Source organism: Pseudomonas sp. PB106 (assembly GCF_009764645.1).
Taxonomy (GTDB): Bacteria; Pseudomonadota; Gammaproteobacteria; order Pseudomonadales; family Pseudomonadaceae; genus Aquipseudomonas.
The window spans coordinates 1-18,879 of sequence record NZ_RWIM01000065.1; the positions used below are offsets into that span (position 1 = coordinate 1).

Consider the following 18,879-nt stretch of genomic DNA (forward strand, 5'->3'; position numbering starts at 1 on the left):
CTGCGATCTTTTGATCCTGATCCTCGAATTAAAATCAAAAGATCGCAGCGTGCCGCAGCTCCTACAGGGCATGCATCTGAGTCAACGCTTGGCGATGATATACACCGCATGCACGATCCCCGGAATATACCCGCACAACGTCAGCAGAATGTTCAGCCAGAACGCCCCGCCAAACCCGACCTGCAGAAACACACCCAGTGGTGGCAACAGAATAGCGATGATGATGCGAATGAAATCCATGGGGCAGCTCCTGAATGGGGGTTGGCTCATGTGAGCCATACAAGCTAATCGACCTGCGCCGTTCGTCAGGGTTCAGTGCCAATCACGGTGTCGGTATCAAACTGATAGCTCAGCCAAGAATTTGCAGTCCGTGCTTCTGCACGATGCTCAGTAACTTCAGCGCCATTGCGCTGGGGTGTTTGTCTCCCGACTCCCATTGTTTGACTGTCGACGCGCTCGTGTTCAAGTAGCGAGCGAATACCGGCTGGCTAACCACCTGCAAAACCCGGCCACAAAAAAACGCCCCAAGCCAAAAGAATCAGGCGTGGGGCGTGCGTTATACCGCGAGACGGTTCTGGAAATCGGGTAGGACAGTTCAGCTCAGACGGCAATCCCTTTGCGGCATTGCAGTTGGGCGGTGCGTACTCGCGAGAAGGCGCGGCCCAAGCGCAGGAGCATTTCGTCGATATTGATTTTGCTCACGGTGAGCGCCGGGGTGAAGCGCAGGCAGTTGGCTTGCGGGGCGTTGAGCAGCAGGCCTTCGTGCAGGGCGGCATGAACCACAGCATCGGCGGAATCGTCTGACAGGGTCAGTCCATAGAACAGGCCTTGACCGCGCAGTTCGCCGTGTTCATAGCGGTGCGCCAATCGAGCCAGACCTGCGCGCAGATGCTGGCCGTTGTCGTTGACCTGCTGGAGAAAGCTGCGGTCGTGCACGCTGTCGAGCACCACCAGACCGGCTGCGGTCATCAGCGCGTTACCGTGATGGGTGCCGCCGAGTTCGCCCGCCTCGAAACAGCAGGCCTTGCCCCGCGCCAACAGCGCCGCCAACGGCACGCCACCGCCCAGTCCTTTGCCGAGCACAACAATATCGGCGCGTACGCCGTAGGACTGTTCCGCGAGCAACGTGCCGCAGCGGCCGATGCCGGTTTGCACTTCGTCGAGAATCAGCAGAATGCCAAGTTCACGGCACAGGCGCTCGACACCCTTGAGGTAATGCTCGGTGGCCGGGATAACGCCTGCATCGCTTTGGATCGGCTCAAGCATGATCGCCACGGTCTGCGCATCGACCGCCGCGTGCAGCGCCGGCAAGTCGTTGAACGGCACCAGATCAAAACCCGGCAGCAGCGGCGCGAAACGGTTGTGCAGGTTGCAGCTGTCCGAGGCGGAAATCGTTGCCAGGCTTCGACCATGACAACCCTGCTTCGCAACGATGATCCGCGACGCGCCGCCGCGATGCAGTTGGCCCCACTTGCGCGCCAGTTTGATCGCCGCTTCACAGGCTTCGCTGCCGCTGTTGAGCAGGTAAGCCTGATCGCTGGAAGTGGCGGCGCACAGGCGTTCGGCGAGGCTGAGCATGCCGCGATTATGCAGATTGAAACCGGGATTGATCAGCGCCTGCGCTTGACTGCTGATGGCTTTCACCAGCGCCGAAGGGCTGTGGCCAAGACTGTTGGCGCCACCGGCTTGGGAAAAATCCAAGTACGCGCGGTCGTTGCTGTCCCATAGCCACGAACCTTGCCCACGGACGAACACCTGTTGCGGTCGTTCAACGCTGGGCATCAGGCGCTCGGCGCTGAGCTTTTCGTTGTGGTCAGATGAATTGTCCTCGAAAGCGAGGTCATCAAGACTCGGCGTCTGGCGCCGCAAACTGAACAGATTCATTGAAAAAAACCTCGTTTGAGGTTTATTGAACTGCCTATGTAAACACTGTCGAAGCGAACGCTATTCATCGCGCTTTCTGGCCCTGTAAGCCTTGTGAATGCGGTTAGACTAGGCTCACCAACGGCTTCGGGCCATTTCGATTTCCCAGCATTTTCGATAAGCATTACTTATGGATTTCAAACAACTGCGTTATTTCGTCGCGGTCTACGAAGAAGGCCATGTCGGCCGTGCCGCTGAACGCCTGTCGATCTCGCAACCGGCGCTGTCGCAGCAGATTCGCCAGCTCGAACAGAACCTCGACGTCACCCTGTTTGAGCGCAGCAGCAAACGCCTGCTGCCCACCCTCGCCGCGCATACCTTGTACAACCACGCACTGCCGCTGCTGGATGGCTTGCAACGGGCGCGCGAGGCATTGGGCAACTTCAAGGGCCAGGCTTTGCGCACCCTGGCGATCGGCGTGCTGCAGACGGTTCACACCAGTCTGGTTCCGCAAATGCTCGAGCGGGTGCGCAAGGCGCAGCCGCATCTGGTGGTGCAGATTTATGAATTGACCGGACTTGAGATCGAACGACGTCTGCTCAATGGCTCGCTGGATATTGGCATCAGTTATCTACCGCCGCGCCAACCGGGCCTGCACGGCGTGATGCTTTACGAAGATGAACTGACGCTGGTGATCCCGGCGGATCATCCGTTGCGCGAATTCAAGAAAGTCTCGATGCGCCAGGCCGCTGAGCTACCGATGCTGCTGTTGGGCGAAGAGTTTCAAATCCGCCAGATCTGGCAGGCGCAATTGACCGCCCTCGGGCGACGTCCGCAAGTGCAGGCCGAGCTGAACAATATGGTGGGGATTCTCGACAGCCTGCCGCATACCAAACTGGCGACGGTTCTGCCCGGGCGTTCGCAGAAGGAATACGACGATCAGGATCTGCTGTGGAAACCGCTGAGCGAGCCACGGGTGCCGCTGAAGGTTGGGCTGGTCTGTCGCGATGTGCAACGTCAGCAAGCACCTTTGGCGCTGTTGCAGACATTGCTGGAGGAAGTGATGCAGCGTGAAGTGAGGCCCGAACAGGATCCTTTGGCCTGATGACTTTTCTGCAGGCAAAAGAAAACCCCGCCGAAGCGGGGCTTTGCAGACTGTTTCCCTGACATCCATTTCACTCCGCCACCCTGGCAGAATCCTACGTGTCCGTGTTGTTGCTTTGCGCTTCCTGCGCGACGTCCATGAAATGTAGATTAGCCGTGGATCCAATCCACGCATATGGGAGAACAGCAGTACGTCATGTAAGAGAATGCTTACATGACGTGATCGCATCAGAACTGAGCAGCATCCAGCAGGAACAACGACTCGCTGCCGGCCTTCACTGACGCGCTCAACGAGTGAATGCGCGGCAGCAGACGGGCGAAGTAGAAGCGCGCGGTGCCGAGCTTGCTGGCGTAGAAATCGTCCTGCGCTTCCTTGCCCAGCGACGCCTTGGCCATCAATGCCCACATGTAGGCGTACGCCGTGTAACCGAATGCTTGCAAATATTCGACCGAAGCCGCGCCGATTTCGTTCGGATTGTTTTTCGCCCGATCCAGCAGCCACGAAGTCAGTTCGTCGAGGCTGTCGACAGCGTCGTTCAACGGCCTGGTGAATTCGCCCAGATCGGCGCTGGCCGTTGCGGTGAAATGACGAATTTCGTCAGCGAACAGCTTGTAGAACGCACCGCCGCTGCCGACGATCTTGCGACCGACCAGATCCAGCGCCTGAATGCCGTTGGTGCCTTCGTAAATCTGGGTGATGCGCACGTCACGCACCAGTTGCTCCTGGCCCCACTCGCGGATGTAACCGTGGCCGCCGAAAATCTGCTGGCCGTGCACGGTGGTTTCCAGGCCGAGATCGGTGAGGAACGCCTTGGCCACCGGCGTCAGCAACGCGACCAGATCCTCGGCACGCTTACGGGTCGTAGCGTCTTCGCTGAACTTGGCGGTGTCGAGTTGCATCGCCACGTAAGTGGAGAACGCACGGCCACCTTCGTTCGAGGCTTTCATGGTCAACAGCATGCGCCGCACGTCCGGGTGGACGATGATCGGGTCAGCGACTTTGTCTTTGTTCTGCGCGCCGGTCGGCGAGCGGCTTTGCAGACGGTCGCGGGCGTATTCAACGGCGTTCTGGTACGAACGCTCGCCAGTCGCCAGGCCTTGAATGCCAACGCCCAGACGCTCGTAGTTCATCATGGTGAACATCGCGGCAAGGCCTTTGTTCGGCTCGCCGACCAGATAGCCCACGGCTTCGTCGAAGTTCATCACGCAGGTCGCGGACGCCTGGATGCCCATCTTGTGTTCGATCGAACCGCAGGTCGCCGGGTTGCGTGCGCCCAGGCTGCCGTCGGCATTGACCATGAACTTCGGCACCAGGAACAGCGAAATGCCTTTCGGGCCCGCCGGGGCGTCCGGCAGTTTCGCCAATACCAGGTGAATGATGTTTTCGGTGAGGTCGTGTTCGCCACCGGTGATGAAGATCTTGGTGCCGCTGACCTTGTAGGAACCGTCGGCCTGAGGCTCGGCCTTGGTGCGAATAATCCCCAAGTCGGTGCCGGCGTGCGGCTCGGTCAGGCACATCGAACCAGCCCAGACGCCGGCGTACATGTTCGGCAGGTACGCGGCTTTCAGCTCTTCGCTGGCGTGGGCGTTGATCGACAGGCAGGCGCCGGCAGTCAGCATCGGGTACAGACCGAAGGACAGGCTGGCGGAGTTGACCATTTCTTCAACCTGCGCCGACACGGCTTTGGGCATGCCCATGCCGCCGTATTGCGGATCACCGCCAACGCCGACCCAGCCGCCTTCGGCATAAGTCTGATAGGCCTGAGGGAAACCGGCCGGGGTAGTCACGGCACCGTCGGCCCAGTGGCAACCTTCTTCGTCTGCGGCACGGCTCAGTGGCGCGATGCTTTTGCTGGTGACCTTGCCGGCCTCTTCGAGAATGGCTTCAACGGTTTCGGCGTCGACAGTCTCGGCCAGCGCTGGCAGTTCGGCCCAGAGTTTGGCGACCTCGAACACTTCATTGAGGACGAAGCGCATATCGCGCAGCGGCGCTTTGTAGTCAGCCATGGCAAACCTCGCAAGATCTAAACAGGTGATTCGTGGAATGGTGTTTTCGTTGATCCGGAGTGTACCTCAACAACTTTTGCGACACATAGGGTCAACCGGTGACTGATTTGTTATTTTTGGTCACCAGAAAAAGATCGTCCGAAGGCTCGGGCCGCGATCGGACAATCGTTTGCTTTTTCCTACAGAGAAAACAGTTCAGCAGGCAACTTCATCAAACAATCACTGCCCGCCTCGATCGCCGCCCGATGCGCCGCCGTACGCGGCAACAAACGCTTGAAGTAAAACTCGCACGTCGCCAGTTTCCCGCGCAGATAGTCCGCCTCGCCCTCGCCCGCCTCCAGCTGCGCCTGCGCCACCAACGCCATGCGCAACCACAGATAGCCAAGAATGATGTAGCCGCTGTACATCAGGTAATCCACCGACGCAGCGCCGACTTCATCCGCGTTCTTCATCGCCGCCATGCCGACCTTCATAGTCAGGTCGCCCCACTGCTGATTGAGCTCGTTGAGCTGCGCAACGAAGCTGCCCAACTGCGGATGCTCGGCGTTTGCGGCACAGAACTTGTGGACGATCTTGGTAAACCCTCGCAGCAACTTGCCCTGACTGCCGAGCACTTTGCGCCCAAGCAGATCCAGCGCCTGAATGCCGTTGGTGCCTTCGTAAATCGGTGCGATCCGGCAATCGCGCACCAACTGCTCCATGCCCCATTCGCGAATGAAGCCGTGGCCACCAAACACCTGCATGCCGTGGTTGGTCACTTCCAGGCCGGTATCGGTCATGAACGCCTTGCAGATCGGCGTGAGGAACGCCAACAGGTCTTCGGCTTCCTGACGTGCTTCGGCATCGCTGCTCAGGTGCGCGACATCGAGCATCTGCGCGGTGAAATAGGTCAGCGCGCGGTTGCCTTCGTTGAAGGCTTTCATGGTCAGCAACATGCGCCGCACGTCGGGGTGGACGATGATCGGATCGGCGGCTTTGTCCGGGGCTTTGGCGCCGGTCAGTGAGCGCATCTGCAAACGGTCGTTGGCGTATTTGATTGCGCCTTGAAAGCTCGCTTCGCCCAGACACAGCCCCTGCATGCCGGTGCCGAGCCTTGCGTGGTTCATCATGGTGAACATGCAGTTGAGGCCCTTGTTCGGCTCGCCGATCAGGTAGCCCTTGGCGCCGTCGAAGTTGAGCACGCAAGTGGCCGAGGCCTTGATGCCCATTTTGTGTTCGATCGAACCGCAGGACACGCCATTGCGTTCGCCCGCTTCGCCTGCTGCATCCGGCAAGAACTTCGGCACGATAAACAGTGAAATGCCCTTGGTACCCGCCGGCGCGTCCGGCAGCTTCGCCAACACCAGGTGAATGATGTTGTCGCTCATGTCGTGCTCGCCGGCAGAGATGAAAATCTTGCTGCCAGTGACCGCGTAACTGCCGTCAGCCTGGGGCACGGCGCGGGTCTTGATGATGCCCAGATCAGTGCCGCAATGGGCTTCGGTCAGGCACATGGTGCCGGTCCACTGGCCGGCGGTGAGTTTGCTCAGGTAGGTGTCTTTTTGCTCGGCAGTGCCGTGAGCGTGGATCGCCGACATCGCGCCGTGGGTCAGGCCCGGGTACATGCCCCAGGACGTGTTGCTGGAACCAACCATTTCGCTGATGACCAGCCCCAGCGAACTCGGCAAGCCCTGACCGCCGTAAGTCGGATCCGCCGCCAGACCGTGCCAGCCACCCTCGACGTATTGTGCGAAGGCTTGCTTGAAGCCTGTAGGCGTTGTCACCACACCGTTGTCGAAATGGCAGCCCTCTTCGTCACCGCTGCGATTGAGCGGGGCGAGAACGTTCTCACAGAACTTCGCGCCTTCTTCAAGGATCGCGTTGATCGTGTCCGGGCTGGCGTCGTCGGCACCGAGGGCGGCGTAGTTGGCGTGGAAGTCGAAGACGTGGTCGATCAGAAAGCGCATGTCGCGCAGCGGGGCTTTGTACTCAGGCATGGTGGCTTCTCCGTCAGCAGATCACTCAAACCTACTGCCGGCCACCACGCCTCACAATCATTGTGCAGACGCTGAATGCGCCATCATCACTCAACCCGCAGCCGTGTCCATGCGCACCGCGCCACGGCGGTTCTGGCCGTATGCGACCACACAGTTTCGCCCTGCGCCCTTGGCGCTGTAGAGCGCTTCGTCAGCGGATTTCAGGACTTGCTCCGGGGTGCGCTGCTCCAACCGCTCGGCAACGCCGATGCTCACCGTCACCGATACACTGGAAGCGCCGGAACCGCTGCGGCGCTGGCGACCTTGCTGGTCATCCTGCGGGCGGTTTTCCTGATTGCGCAGTTGAATGTTGTAGGACGCGATCGACTCGCGGATCACTTCCAGATGCGGCATGCATTCCTCAAGGGTTTTGCCTGCAAACACCAGAGCGAATTCCTCACCGCCATAGCGATACGCCCTACCGCCCCCGCTGATTTTCGACAGCTTGCTGGCGACTAATCGCAGCACCTGGTCGCCAACGTCATGACCGTGGGTGTCGTTGAATTTCTTGAAGTGATCGACGTCGCTCATCGCCAGTACATAGTTGCGACCGAGACGCTGCATGCGTTCGTTGAGCGCGCGGCGGCCCGGCAGACCGGTGAGTTCATCACGGAAGGCCATTTGATAAGCCTCGTGCGCAACCGCTGCGGCGATCATCAACATGACCTGGCTGCACATAATGTTCAGGGTAAACGGCAGGATGAAGGTTTTCGGCAGCATCCAGAACACGCCGAGCAGGCCGACCAACTGTGCCGCGTGCAGCGGGCGCGGGTTGCGCCAGTATTGCCAGGCGAGTAACAGGAAGGCCGAAATGAACACCGGGTACGACATCTGGATCAGGCTCATCCACGCGCCGTGCAGCGCCGGCCAGCGAATTTCGGACAGCCAGATCAGCAGCGCCTGGGGATAACTTTGCTCCAGCCCCAACGCCACGCTGCCGAAAATCAGCAACACGGCAAACCGCGCCACCATGTCTTGAAACAGGTGCGTGCGTTCCTGCCACGCGGCGAACAGCCCGAACAACAGCGGCAACAGCAGACAGACGAGATGAAAGACCACCGCTGCGTCTTCGCGCACCTTGCCGTTGTCGCGGTAATAGTCAGTCTGGGTGTCGAGCAGAAAGTAGGCGATGTACACCGTGAGCATCAGAAACAGTTCGCGCTGACGTCGGTAAACCGCGCAGTAAGCGCCACCCAACAGCAAAACCAGAGTCGGCAACACGTTAAATAGAGAAGTGAAGAACACGTTGAGGTCTTTGACGTACGCAGCCGCCAACCCCGCGAGTAACAACAGCAGTGAAGGTAGGAAATGACTGAAACGTACAGCGGAAGAACGCGGCAAGGGTAAAGCTCCGACCCGTCATGGCAAAGAGATGGCATTGTGCCTGCAATGTGTGCAGTTAAGCACACACAATGTGATCCAGATCACACGCAGTCTCTTTAACGGCAGAAAACCTGACTATCTGAGCGATTTGCCAAGTTTTTTGCCTTCCGCGAGCCATGGCCACCATCACTGATGGCCAGGACTGCAGATATCCCTCACAGATCGTTGTAGAACGGCAGTAGTGGCCCCTCCGCCGGGCTCCGTCCTTCAGCCCCGTATGGCTTGAGATTGAGCGAAGCATCCGCCGCTTGCCGGGTGGTGACTTTCGGACTGGCCGGGCGCTGGGTCACGGCATTTTCATCACCGATATGGCCTTGCGGGATGACCAGTGACGGATGATCGAACGGCGCCCGCTCCCAGGCCACGCGCGGATCGGTCAGGCCGACTTCCATGAACTTCACCAGGGCGTCGAGCTCATCGGGCGTCAGGTTAAGGTTGGTCATGTCCGGATCAAGGTTCGAGGTGTTGTGCTGATTGACCGCCGGATGCTCGAAACCGCTGGTGTTGTTGGCGTCTTCGCCACGACGGTCGCCACCACGGTTGTAGAACTCCATCACTTGCTTGAGCGTGGCGCGGCTGCCGTTGTGGAAGTACGGCCCGGTCAGGGCGATGTTGCGCAGAGTCGGCGTCTTGAAGGCGCCATCGACCGAGTCGCGGAAGTTGACGTTGGGTTTGAGTGTCGCGTCGCACGGAATCGCTGCGCTGAGCGGTGCTTCGAAGGTGCAGACATCGACGTCCAGCGGATCGGGAATGCTGCCACCCTGCAACAGCTTGTTGTACTGCCGGCTGAACGACCACGGGTTGCCCCAGGCATCCGAGCCACCGAGGGCCAGATCTTCAGATGTCGGCCGCACGCCGGTGTTGTAGAAGCCGTTGTCGTAAAGGGTGGTGAGGTTGTCAGCCATGACCATGCGTTCGATGCGCTCACGCGGATGCATCAGCAAACGGCTGGCAGCGTTGGTCAGCTCTGCGCCACCGTGGCAATTGACGCATTTGCCCTTGCCGAGAAACAGGTTCATGCCCTGCACTTGCTGTGCATTCATGGCGGTCGAATCGCCTTGCAGGTAAGCATCGATCGGGGCTTGGTCAGAGATCAGCGTGGACTCGTACATTTGAATTGCCAGCCCGAAGAACAGCGGAAAGTTGGCCTCCATCTGCGTGTACGGTGCGCCGCCAACCAGCACGTTTTGCGTGGCGTTCCACAGACGTGGCTGGAAGGCGTTCTTGATCAGCTCGCGATAGGTTGGGCGACGTGCGCCGGAAACCGAAGCGAGCACCGAATCGTTGGAGGAAATCCGCTGTTGCTTGAGCATCAACTGATCGAGCATGCGCCGGCCAATGTCGGCGAAGGTGCGACCACCGCAGGACATTTCCACCGCACTGCCCGGCGGGCCCACCGCTTGCGAGGCAGCAGATGCGTCGTTGAGCGCCAGTCGGACTCTGGTTGCCACGGTGCTGCGCTCGCTGGTCACGTAGATGCCCGCATCGGGATCGCGATTGCCGAACGGTGAGAAACCGTTGAAAACGTTGTTGGCCCGACCGTCCCAGAAGTTGCGCACGTTGAACGCAGCGTTGATCACCGACGGCGCATTCCGCCCGGTGCTGCGGCGAACGTTGATGCCGCCGACCTGGAAGATGCCGTCCGGCTGCTGGGTGCACTTGTCGAAACGCGGCTGGTTGGGTTTGACGAAGTTGGCGTCGAACACGCCTTGGGAGCCAACCACGTCGTCGCTCGAATAGACGATCGGCGAGTTGCGCTCCAGCGGGTTGCTCAGCACATGAGTCGGGAAATCGGTTTTCTTCAGCGTGTAGTTCGGCCCGCCCTTGCCGCCGGACAGCGTTGCGTAAGACGCCACATCGCCGGGAATGTCCGACGCCACAAAGGGCTTGTTGAAGATCGAGGCGACGTTGGCGTTGGTGTGTGCCTGGCCGGGGTTGAGTTGGTTGGTGATGCGGTGGTCGACGCCGGCGTGATAGTGGCAGGACGCACAAGCCGTGGCGCCATCGCTGCCGACTTCCATGTCCCAGAACAGCGCTTTGCCCAGCAGGATCGCAGCGGAGCGGTTGAGCACGTAGTCGGTCATCAGGTCGACCTTGCGCCCGCCTTCAGTCCCGGAAGGATCGGGCGGAATCATGCCGCGCAGGGATTGCAGGCTCGGCACCTCTGGCACGGGCGGATCCACTTCGACGGGATCAGCCGCCATCGCACCGCAGGCACCAAGTGTGAGGGCTAACCCGACAAGTCGACAGATGTTCATGTGCTTCACCCTGACGTTGTTGTTATGAGTTCGCCGGGCGAGAGGCGTCGTGAACAGGACAGGATTTCTCGTGAGCGCCGGTTAATCTGCGCAGTGCAATTAATTGGCCACTCTTTCGAGAAACATTTTGAATCAATAAACGCGGGGGCAGCGCTCAGGCAGCCACCGTTTCTGCTGGGGAATCGCCCCCGGTGTTGGGGATAAATCCAACGCAAAAAAAACCGCTGCCCCAAAGGAGCAGCGGTTTTCAAGCGACCACGTTAAGGCTTAGTAGCCCAGTGCGAAGTCTTCTTCCTTCATGTCCATCAGGTTGTTGGCGCCCGACAGCATGGTGGCCACGTGCGTACGGGTACGCGGCAGGATGCGCTGGAAGTAGAAGCGCGCGGTTTGCAGCTTGGCGGTGTAGAACGCCGCATCGCCAGTGCCTTCTGCCAGCTTCTCGGCTGCCAGACGTGCCATGTCGGCCCAGAAGTAAGCCAGGCAGGCATAACCGGAGTACATCAGGTAATCCACGGAGGCCGCGCCGACTTCTTCGCGATCTTTCATGGCAGCCATACCGACCTTCATGGTCAGCTCGCCCCATTCCTTGTTGATTGCCGCCAGCGGTGCGACGAATTCTGCAACGGCTTCGTTGCCTTCGTTGTTCTGGCAGAACTTGTGGACGATCTTGGTGAAGCCTTTCAAAGCCTCGCCTTGGGTCATCAGCACTTTACGGCCCAGCAGGTCGAGTGCCTGGATACCGGTGGTGCCTTCGTACAGCATCGAAATGCGGCTGTCGCGAACGTTCTGCTCCATGCCCCACTCGGCGATGAAGCCGTGGCCGCCGTAGATCTGCACGCCGTGGTTGGCGGATTCGAAACCGACTTCGGTCATGAACGCTTTGGCGATCGGAGTCATGAAGGCCAGCAGTGCGTCGGCTTTCTTCTTCTCTTCTTCATCGACGCCGTATTTGACGATATCGACCTGTTTGGCGGTGAAGTACACCATCGCACGGTTGCCTTCGGCGAAAGCCTTCATGGTCAACAGCATGCGGCGTACGTCCGGGTGCACGATGATCGGGTCAGCGGCTTTTTCCGGCGCTTTCGGGCCAGTCAGGGAGCGCATTTGCAGACGATCGCGCGCGTATTTCAGACCGCCCTGGAAACCGATTTCGGCGTGGGCCAGACCTTGCAGTGCAGTACCCAGACGTGCGGTGTTCATAAAGGTGAACATGCAGTTCAGGCCTTTGTTCGCCGGGCCGATCAGGAAACCGGTAGCGCCGTCGAAGTTCATCACGCAGGTCGCGTTGCCGTGGATGCCCATCTTGTGTTCCAGCGAACCGCAGGTCACTGCGTTGCGCTCACCGACAGTGCCGTCAGCATTCGGCATGAATTTCGGAACGATGAACAGTGAGATGCCTTTGGTGCCAGCCGGAGCGTCCGGGAGGCGGGCCAGCACGATGTGAATGATGTTGTCGGCCATGTCGTGTTCACCGGCCGAGATGAAGATCTTGGTACCGGAAACTTTGTACGAACCGTCGGCCTGAGGTTCGGCCTTGGTGCGCAGCATGCCCAGGTCGGTGCCGCAGTGCGGTTCGGTCAGGCACATGGTGCCGGTCCATTCGCCAGAGACCAGTTTGGTCAGATAGGCTTCTTGCTGCTCTGGAGTGCCGTGCTCGGAGATGGTGTTCATCGCGCCGTGCGACAGGCCCGGGTACATGCCCCACGACCAGTTGGCTTCGCCAACCATTTCGCTCACCGCCAGACCCAGCGACTCCGGCAGACCTTGACCGCCGTGCTCGACGTCGTGAGCGAGGCTTGGCCAACCGCCTTCAACGAATTGCTTGTAAGCCTCTTTGAAGCCCGTCGGGGTTTTCACGCCGGACTCGCTCCAGGTGCAACCTTCGAGGTCGCCCACACGGTTCAGCGGTGCCAGTACCTGCTCACAAAACTTGGCGCCTTCTTCGAGAATGGCGTCAACCATGTCCGGAGTTGCGTCTGCGCAAGCCGGAAGGCTCTGATAGTGCGCTTCGTAGCCGAGCAGCTCGTCACGAACGAAGCGAATATCACGCAAGGGGGCCTTGTAGTCAGGCATAGCGATAAACCTCTGCTGATGTAACCGGGAATGAACGACCGTGTTGATTTGTTGTGACGGTCAAACAGTTGTTTGAAACATACGTTTACGCCGAAATCTTGTCAAGCATCGATCTTTTGCCGTTCGTCATCAGTTTTTTCAAACGCCGGACACAGCAAATCGCCATGCGCTCGAACGAGCCACAGACGCTGAAAAAAGATTAGTTGAGGGAGAAGGACTTACGACGAAAAACGCCGCGACAGGTCGCGGCGTTCAGTGTGCAGAAGGCAAGAAAATCAGGCGAAGGTATCGATGATCGTACCGAGCACTTCATCGGAAGCCTTGGCGACCTTCACACCCAGCTCAGCCTGGATCTTGCCTTGGGACATCTCGATCACATTGCTGGTCAGATCCGATTGCTGGGCACGATCCACGCCGCGCAGGCGATCAACCTGCACTTCGGACGACTGGCTGGTCACCGAACGCTCAATCGTGTTGTTGGCAATCTGGCTGGCTGCCTGATCGACGCGGTTCTGACCGCTCTGAATCGAGCTCAGGCCCGCATAAAATGCTGTGTTACCGGAGATTTCCATAACAGTTCTCATCCTTGGGAAGGATCAATGACCGCCATTGAAGCAGAGGCGCCAGAAAAACACCCGTCAAAAACACTAATGGCACAGTGCCTGCCCATAGAGAAAAGCTTAGTCGAGCAGATCCAGTTGCAAATGATCGGCCACCGCTTCGGCGCTGATGGCTTTGAGTTTCGGCACGCGCCCAAGACACGGCGCCGGAATCCGCTCGGCCAATGTGGCGAGGTTTTCCTCCAGCCGCGAAGTCTTCGGATCGATGATATTCGCCACCCACCCAGCCAGTTGCAAACCATCCCGGGCAATCGCCTCGGCCGTCAGCAACGCATGACTGATGCACCCCAGCCGCACGCCGACCACCAGAATCACCGGTAGCTTCAGCGCAATCGCCAGATCCGACAAATTATCCTGATCCGCCAACGGCACCCGCCAGCCACCCGCACCTTCGATCAAGGTGAAATCGGCATTCAGCGCCAGAATCTCGCGCATCGGCGCCAGCAGCGATTGCACGGTCAACGCCACACCCGCCTCGCGCGCCGCCAGATGCGGAGCGATGGCCGGCTCGAACGCCACTGGATTGACCTGTTGATAAGTCAGCGGTAAGGAACACTCGGCCAACAGCGCCAGCGCATCGGAGTTACGCAAGCCCTTGGGCGTGACGTCGCAACCGGACGCCACCGGTTTGCCCGCCGCCGTGCTCAGCCCCGCCGAACGTGCCGCGTGCAGCAACCCGGCGGCAACCGTGGTCTTGCCGACATCAGTGTCGGTTCCGGTGATGAAATAGGCTGCGCTCATACGGGTTTCTCCAACACGGCGTAAACCACCTGATAAGTCGCCGGCAATCCCGACGCCTCACGGAACTGCTCGTAAGCCTCGACCAGTCCAAGAATCCGCGCCCGCCCAGTCAAACCGCCCGGCCGCCCCGGATTCAGATTGTGCGCACCCAAGGCTTTCAATTCATGGGTCAGGCTGCGCACGTCCGGGTAATGCAGCACATGCGCCTGATTCTCCAGACTCAGCGTGCGCAAACCACTGGCCGCACACAACTGCTCATAACGGCTGAACTCGCGGAAGCGGTTGACGTGCACCAGCCCGTCGACCTGGCGCCAGCTGTCGCGCAGCTCAAACAACGTCCCTACGCAAAGACTAGCAAACGCAAAAACTCCGCCCGGCTTCAATACGCGAAAGGCTTCGCTGAGCACCGCATTGAAATCCGCACACCACTGCACCGCAAGGCTGGAGAAGATCAGGTCGCAGGTCGAATCCTGCAACGGCAGCCGTTCCGCATCGCCGGCAATGAAATGCTCGGCGCCGCCCAATGGCCGCGCGTGATCGAGCATGCCCTCGGCGATGTCCAGCGCCAGACCTTGGCCCTGAGTAAAAAGCGAGGCCATTGCTCGGGTGAAATATCCGGTGCCACAGCCCAGATCCAGCCAGCGCGCGGGTGCAAAATCCACCGGCAAGCGCTGCAGCAATTGTGTACCGACATCGCGTTGCAACTCGGCGACGCTGTCGTAACTGGCCGCTGCGCGGGAGAAAGAGGCCGCCACCTGACGCTTGTCAGGCAAGCCGCCAGGCAGCACAAGAGACAAATCAGTCATCACCGCACTCATGTAAAAAAGCCTGGATCGCACCCGCCAGTCCGTGGGGATCTTCCAGAAGAAACGCATGACTGGCCTGTTCGATCAGGCCAATTTCGATATCCGGCAACAGGGCGAACAACGCCCCCGCCGCTTCCGCCGGCACCAGACCGTCCTGCCCGCCGAACAGATGCAGTTGCGGCCCGCGAAAAGCCTGCAGCGCGTCACGGGTGTCGATCTGCGCGAGCAGTTCCAGCCCCGCCATCAATGCCGTCGGTGCGGTATTTGGCGCGCCACCCAGCATCAGTCGCGACAAGCCGCGCGGGTCTTGCGCGCCCTGGGCACAGAGCAGCGAGAAACGTTTGAGGGTCGCACGCGCATCCGCTTGGCAACCGGCGAGAAACGCGTCGAACGTCTCGCCCGCCATCGCATCTGGCCATTGTTCATGAGCAACAAAACAAGGGTTGCTCGCCAGCGTCAGCAACCCGCAGCAACGCTCGCCACGACGCGCCGCCAATTCGGAGGCGAGCATGCCGCCCAGCGACCAGCCGCCGAGCCAGACATCTTGAGGAATGCTTTCATCGAGTTCATCGAGCCAGTCTTGCAGGTCACTGGAATCCAGCTCCGGCAACGGCTCAATTTCGACGTTCAGATGTTCGTCGAGCCCCTGCAATGCCGCCGCCAGAGGCTCCATCGGCGAAATACCGAGGCCCCAGCCGGGCAGCAGAATCAGGCGATTACGCATGGCTTGGCTCCGACGTCAGTTGGGCAAAGCAATCGGCCAGTCCTTCTAACAATAGCTGCACCTGCGCCTCGCTGTGGGCGGCGGTCAGGGTCACACGCAAACGCGCGCTGCCGGCAGGCACGGTTGGCGGGCGGATCGCGGTGACCATCAGCCCGCGCTCGCGCAACATCTGCGACAAGCGCACCGCGCGCCCGGCATCGCCAATCATGATCGGCTGGATCGGCGTGAAGCTGGCCATCAACTCCAGGCCGATCTGCTCGGCGCCACGGCGGAACTGGCGGATCAGCGTCTGCAAATGCTCGCGGCGCCAATGCTCGGTGCGCAGCAGTTCCAGACTTTTCAGTGTTGCGCAGGCCAGCGCCGGTGGCTGGCTGGTGGTGTAAATATACGGGCGGGCGAACTGAACCAGACTTTCGATCAGCTCCTCGCTACCGGCCACGAAAGCGCCAGCGGTGCCAAAGGCTTTGCCGAGGGTGCCGACCAGTACAGGCACGTCCTCCTGGCTCAAACCGAAATGCTCGACGATGCCGCCGCCATTCGCACCGAGCGGGCCGAACCCGTGAGCATCATCGACCATCAGCCACGCGCCTTTGGCCTTGGCTTCGCGGGCCAACGCCGGCAGATCGGCCAGATCGCCGTCCATGCTGAACACGCCGTCGGTGACCACCAGCGTATTGCCGGTGGCTTTCTCCAAGCGCTTGGCCAGACTTTCCGCATCGTTGTGCAAATAGCGATTGAAACGCGCGCCGGACAACAGACCGGCATCCAGTAACGAAGCATGATTGAGGCGGTCTTCCAACACCGTATCGCCCTGCCCGACCAGCGCGGTCACTGCGCCGAGGTTGGCCATGTAACCGGTGGTAAACAGCAGCGCACGCGGACGACCCGTGAGATCGGCCAGGGCTTCTTCGAGAGCGTGATGCGGGCTGCTGTGGCCGATCACCAAGTGCGAAGCACCGCCACCGACGCCCCAGCGTTCAGCGCCGGCACGCCAGGCTTCGATCACTTGCGGGTGATTGGCCAGACCGAGGTAATCGTTGTTGCAGAAGGCAAGCAACGCTTTGCCGTCGACCACCACTTCCGGCCCCTGTGGGGACTCAAGCAGCGGGCGCTGGCGATAGAGATTTTCGGCACGGCGGGCAGCAAGGCGTGCGGCGAGATCGAAAGACATGCAGGCCTCGACAGTCAGATCACATGAATCACGATGGACACAGACCCTGTGGGAGCTGGCTTGCCAGCGATGGCGGCGGCACCGTCAACAGAGATGTCGACAGTTAGTCCGCTATCGCTGGCAAGCCAGCTCCCACAGTGTTTTGTATCGCATCAAAAAAATCAGACGGCGGCGTTATAGAACTGCTCGCTGCTCTTTTGCTCCACCAACGCCTGCTCGATCGCTGCCTGATGCACCTCATCGGAATGCTCTTCGCGAGCCTCCGGCGCAATGCCCAGACGCGCAAACAACTGCATGTCCTTGTCGGCCTGCGGGTTGGCGGTGGTCAGCAGTTTGTCGCCGTAGAAAATCGAGTTGGCGCCGGCGAAAAATGCCAGGGCCTGCATCTGCTCGTTCATCGCTTCACGGCCGGCGGACAGGCGCACGTGGGATTGCGGCATGAGGATACGGGCCACGGCGAGCATGCGGATGAAGTCGAACGGGTCGATGTCTTCGGCATTTTCCAGCGGCGTGCCGGCAACTTTCACCAGCATGTTGATCGGCACCGATTCCGGGTGTTCCGGCAGGTTGGCCAACTGGATCAGCAGATTGGCCCGGTCATCCAGCGACTCGCCCATGCCGAGAATCCCGCCGGAGCAGATCTTCATCCCCGACTCACGCACGTAGGCCAGCGTTTGCAGGCGCTCGCTGTAAGTGCGGGTGGTGATGATGCTGCCGTAGAACTCCGGCGAGGTGTCGAGGTTGTGGTTGTAGTAATCGAGACCGGCCTTGGCCAGTGCTTCGGTCTGATCCTGATCGAGGCGACCGAGCGTCATGCAGGTTTCCAGGCCCATGGCCTTCACGCCTTCGACCATTTTCAGCACGTACGGCATGTCTTTGGCCGACGGATGCTTCCACGCTGCGCCCATGCAGAAACGCGTCGAACCGATGGCTTTGGCGCGGGCAGCCTCTTCGAGGACCTTCTGCACTTCCATCAGCTTTTCTTTTTCCAGGCCGGTGTTGTAGTGACCGGACTGCGGGCAGTACTTGCAGTCTTCCGGGCAGGCGCCGGTCTTGATCGACAGCAGGGTCGAAACCTGAACGCGATTGGCGTTGAAATGTGCGCGGTGCACCGTCTGCGCCTGGAACAGCAAGTCGTTGAATGGCTGTACGAAGAGTGCTCTGACTTCGGCCAATGACCAGTCGTGACGCAGGGTGGCGGTGGTGCTCGCGCTCATGGCTAATTCCTTGGTTATGCTTGGCTGGCGGCTGCGGGAACGGAATACCCACAGGCGCTACACGGATGTTCGGCATATTTAAGGAAGAGTCATGCGCTGTCAACCACGATACAAAACATCGGTTTACATCTGTTTAAAAAACGAACAAACCTGTTTGCTGTGCGATGAGCCGACAGAAGCAGAAATGCCAATGTGTGTGGCCTGCGAAACTGAGTTGCCTTGGCTTGGCGACCACTGCATCACCTGTGCCTTACCGCTCCCCGGCGCCGGCCTGACCTGCGGCGAGTGCCTGCTAGAGCCTCCGGCGTTCGAACAGGTCGTGGTGCCATGGCTGTACGGCTTCCCGGTCGACAGTTTGATTACGCGCTTTAAACACAACGCGAAATGGCCGTTTGGCCACCTGCTCGCCGACGTTCTCGGGCAATACCTGCAACATCGCTTCGAAGAGGGTTTGCCAAGGCCGGATGCGTTGCTGCCGGTGCCGCTGGCGGGTAAACGACTACGTCAACGCGGATTCAATCAGGCTGCAATGCTGGCGCGGTGGTTGAGCACCTCGCTGGATCTGCCGTGTGAGGAAACGGTTCTGCGCCGCATCAAGGACACCGATGCCCAGCAGGTGCTCGACGCCAAGTCGCGTAAACGCAATCTGCGTGAGGCGTTTGGCCTCATGCCGGATGCGCAGATACAAGGCCGGCATTTCGCGTTGATTGATGATGTGCTGACCACTGGCGCCACGGCCCAAGCGTTGGCCCGATTGTTAATGAATGCCGGTGCAGCAAGAGTTGACGTCTATTGCCTCGCCCGCACGCCAAAACCCGGAACCTGAAGCCAACACAATCCCTGAGCTGCGGCACGCTGCGATCTTTTGATCTTGTTTTTAAAATCAAAATCAAAAGA

15 protein-coding genes and 1 pseudogene are annotated in these 18,879 nt (G+C 59.8%); 2 read left to right on the forward strand and 14 right to left on the reverse strand.

Annotation, left to right across the window (positions count from 1 at the left end):
- Positions 1-81: 81 nt before the first annotated feature.
- The 3 genes and pseudogenes from EJA71_RS08605 to EJA71_RS08615 form a co-directional block, all read right to left on the reverse strand.
- Positions 82-240, reverse strand: coding sequence for a YqaE/Pmp3 family membrane protein (locus tag EJA71_RS08605; protein ID WP_003228885.1), 159 nt, complete (start codon positions 238-240; stop codon positions 82-84).
- 109 nt (positions 241-349) lie between these two features.
- Positions 350-493 (reverse strand): annotated as a pseudogene (locus tag EJA71_RS08610) (helix-turn-helix domain-containing protein); the annotation flags it as partial.
- A 107-nt stretch (positions 494-600) separates the two neighbouring features.
- Positions 601-1,884 (reverse strand): aspartate aminotransferase family protein, encoded by a 1,284-nt coding sequence (locus EJA71_RS08615; RefSeq protein ID WP_158955945.1) that lies wholly within the window; start codon positions 1,882-1,884, stop codon positions 601-603.
- Between the two features lie 169 nt (positions 1,885-2,053).
- On the opposite strand from EJA71_RS08615, the gene EJA71_RS08620 reads away from it, so the two are divergent.
- Positions 2,054-2,968: a LysR family transcriptional regulator gene (locus tag EJA71_RS08620; protein ID WP_158955947.1), complete on the forward strand. Its 915-nt coding sequence runs from the start codon at positions 2,054-2,056 to the stop codon at positions 2,966-2,968.
- 227 nt (positions 2,969-3,195) lie between these two features.
- On the opposite strand, the gene EJA71_RS08625 is transcribed toward EJA71_RS08620, so the two are convergent.
- The 11 genes from EJA71_RS08625 to bioB form a co-directional block, all read right to left on the reverse strand.
- Positions 3,196-4,974 carry an acyl-CoA dehydrogenase C-terminal domain-containing protein gene (locus EJA71_RS08625; RefSeq protein ID WP_158955949.1) on the reverse strand — a complete coding sequence of 593 codons (1,779 nt, stop codon included), beginning with the start codon at positions 4,972-4,974 and terminating at the stop codon, positions 3,196-3,198.
- A gap of 179 nt (positions 4,975-5,153) precedes the next feature.
- Positions 5,154-6,950: an acyl-CoA dehydrogenase C-terminal domain-containing protein gene (locus tag EJA71_RS08630; protein ID WP_158955951.1), complete on the reverse strand. Its 1,797-nt coding sequence runs from the start codon at positions 6,948-6,950 to the stop codon at positions 5,154-5,156.
- 90 nt (positions 6,951-7,040) lie between these two features.
- Positions 7,041-8,330, reverse strand: coding sequence for a GGDEF domain-containing protein (locus EJA71_RS08635; RefSeq protein WP_158955953.1), 1,290 nt, complete (start codon positions 8,328-8,330; stop codon positions 7,041-7,043).
- 197 nt (positions 8,331-8,527) lie between these two features.
- Positions 8,528-10,630 carry a cytochrome-c peroxidase gene (locus EJA71_RS08640; protein WP_158955955.1) on the reverse strand — a complete coding sequence of 701 codons (2,103 nt, stop codon included), beginning with the start codon at positions 10,628-10,630 and terminating at the stop codon, positions 8,528-8,530.
- Positions 10,631-10,897: 267 nt separating this feature from the next.
- Positions 10,898-12,703 (reverse strand): phenylacyl-CoA dehydrogenase, encoded by a 1,806-nt coding sequence (locus EJA71_RS08645; RefSeq protein ID WP_158955957.1) that lies wholly within the window; start codon positions 12,701-12,703, stop codon positions 10,898-10,900.
- A gap of 275 nt (positions 12,704-12,978) precedes the next feature.
- Positions 12,979-13,275 carry a pyrroloquinoline quinone biosynthesis protein PqqE gene (locus EJA71_RS08650; protein WP_158955959.1) on the reverse strand — a complete coding sequence of 99 codons (297 nt, stop codon included), beginning with the start codon at positions 13,273-13,275 and terminating at the stop codon, positions 12,979-12,981.
- Positions 13,276-13,383: 108 nt separating this feature from the next.
- Positions 13,384-14,064 carry a dethiobiotin synthase gene (bioD, locus tag EJA71_RS08655; protein WP_158955961.1) on the reverse strand — a complete coding sequence of 227 codons (681 nt, stop codon included), beginning with the start codon at positions 14,062-14,064 and terminating at the stop codon, positions 13,384-13,386.
- On the reverse strand, positions 14,061-14,870 hold the full coding sequence (bioC, locus tag EJA71_RS08660; protein ID WP_158955963.1) for a malonyl-ACP O-methyltransferase BioC: 810 nt from the start codon (positions 14,868-14,870) through the stop codon (positions 14,061-14,063). The genes bioD and bioC overlap by 4 nt, the downstream gene beginning before the upstream one ends.
- Complete coding sequence (locus tag EJA71_RS08665; protein WP_158955964.1) at positions 14,863-15,594, reverse strand: alpha/beta fold hydrolase; 732 nt, start codon at positions 15,592-15,594, stop codon at positions 14,863-14,865. Before EJA71_RS08665 ends, bioC begins: the two co-directional genes overlap by 8 nt.
- Positions 15,587-16,765: an 8-amino-7-oxononanoate synthase gene (gene bioF / locus EJA71_RS08670; protein ID WP_158955966.1), complete on the reverse strand. Its 1,179-nt coding sequence runs from the start codon at positions 16,763-16,765 to the stop codon at positions 15,587-15,589. The genes EJA71_RS08665 and bioF overlap by 8 nt, the downstream gene beginning before the upstream one ends.
- A gap of 161 nt (positions 16,766-16,926) precedes the next feature.
- Positions 16,927-17,982 carry a biotin synthase BioB gene (bioB, locus tag EJA71_RS08675; RefSeq protein WP_042561420.1) on the reverse strand — a complete coding sequence of 352 codons (1,056 nt, stop codon included), beginning with the start codon at positions 17,980-17,982 and terminating at the stop codon, positions 16,927-16,929.
- Between the two features lie 91 nt (positions 17,983-18,073).
- Here bioB and EJA71_RS08680 point away from each other — a divergent pair, with 91 nt between their 5' ends.
- Complete coding sequence (locus tag EJA71_RS08680) at positions 18,074-18,808, forward strand: ComF family protein (RefSeq protein WP_158955968.1); 735 nt, start codon at positions 18,074-18,076, stop codon at positions 18,806-18,808.
- Positions 18,809-18,879 lie beyond the last annotated feature (71 nt).

What these genes read in the sequence shown, in the direction of transcription:
- EJA71_RS08620 (WP_158955947.1), top strand. Translation starts at nt 2,054, where the DNA reads ATGGATTTCAAACAACTGCGTTATTTCGTCGCGGTCTACGAAGAAGGC.
- EJA71_RS08680 (WP_158955968.1), top strand. Translation starts at nt 18,074, where the DNA reads ATGCGCTGTCAACCACGATACAAAACATCGGTTTACATCTGTTTAAAA.
- EJA71_RS08615 (WP_158955945.1), bottom strand. Translation starts at nt 1,884, where the DNA reads ATGAATCTGTTCAGTTTGCGGCGCCAGACGCCGAGTCTTGATGACCTC.
- EJA71_RS08665 (WP_158955964.1), bottom strand. Translation starts at nt 15,594, where the DNA reads ATGCGTAATCGCCTGATTCTGCTGCCCGGCTGGGGCCTCGGTATTTCG.
- bioB (WP_042561420.1), bottom strand. Translation starts at nt 17,982, where the DNA reads ATGAGCGCGAGCACCACCGCCACCCTGCGTCACGACTGGTCATTGGCC.
- EJA71_RS08650 (WP_158955959.1), bottom strand. Translation starts at nt 13,275, where the DNA reads ATGGAAATCTCCGGTAACACAGCATTTTATGCGGGCCTGAGCTCGATT.
- bioF (WP_158955966.1), bottom strand. Translation starts at nt 16,765, where the DNA reads ATGTCTTTCGATCTCGCCGCACGCCTTGCTGCCCGCCGTGCCGAAAAT.
- EJA71_RS08630 (WP_158955951.1), bottom strand. Translation starts at nt 6,950, where the DNA reads ATGCCTGAGTACAAAGCCCCGCTGCGCGACATGCGCTTTCTGATCGAC.
- EJA71_RS08640 (WP_158955955.1), bottom strand. Translation starts at nt 10,630, where the DNA reads ATGAACATCTGTCGACTTGTCGGGTTAGCCCTCACACTTGGTGCCTGC.
- EJA71_RS08625 (WP_158955949.1), bottom strand. Translation starts at nt 4,974, where the DNA reads ATGGCTGACTACAAAGCGCCGCTGCGCGATATGCGCTTCGTCCTCAAT.
- EJA71_RS08645 (WP_158955957.1), bottom strand. Translation starts at nt 12,703, where the DNA reads ATGCCTGACTACAAGGCCCCCTTGCGTGATATTCGCTTCGTTCGTGAC.
- bioC (WP_158955963.1), bottom strand. Translation starts at nt 14,870, where the DNA reads ATGACTGATTTGTCTCTTGTGCTGCCTGGCGGCTTGCCTGACAAGCGT.
- bioD (WP_158955961.1), bottom strand. Translation starts at nt 14,064, where the DNA reads ATGAGCGCAGCCTATTTCATCACCGGAACCGACACTGATGTCGGCAAG.
- EJA71_RS08605 (WP_003228885.1), bottom strand. Translation starts at nt 240, where the DNA reads ATGGATTTCATTCGCATCATCATCGCTATTCTGTTGCCACCACTGGGT.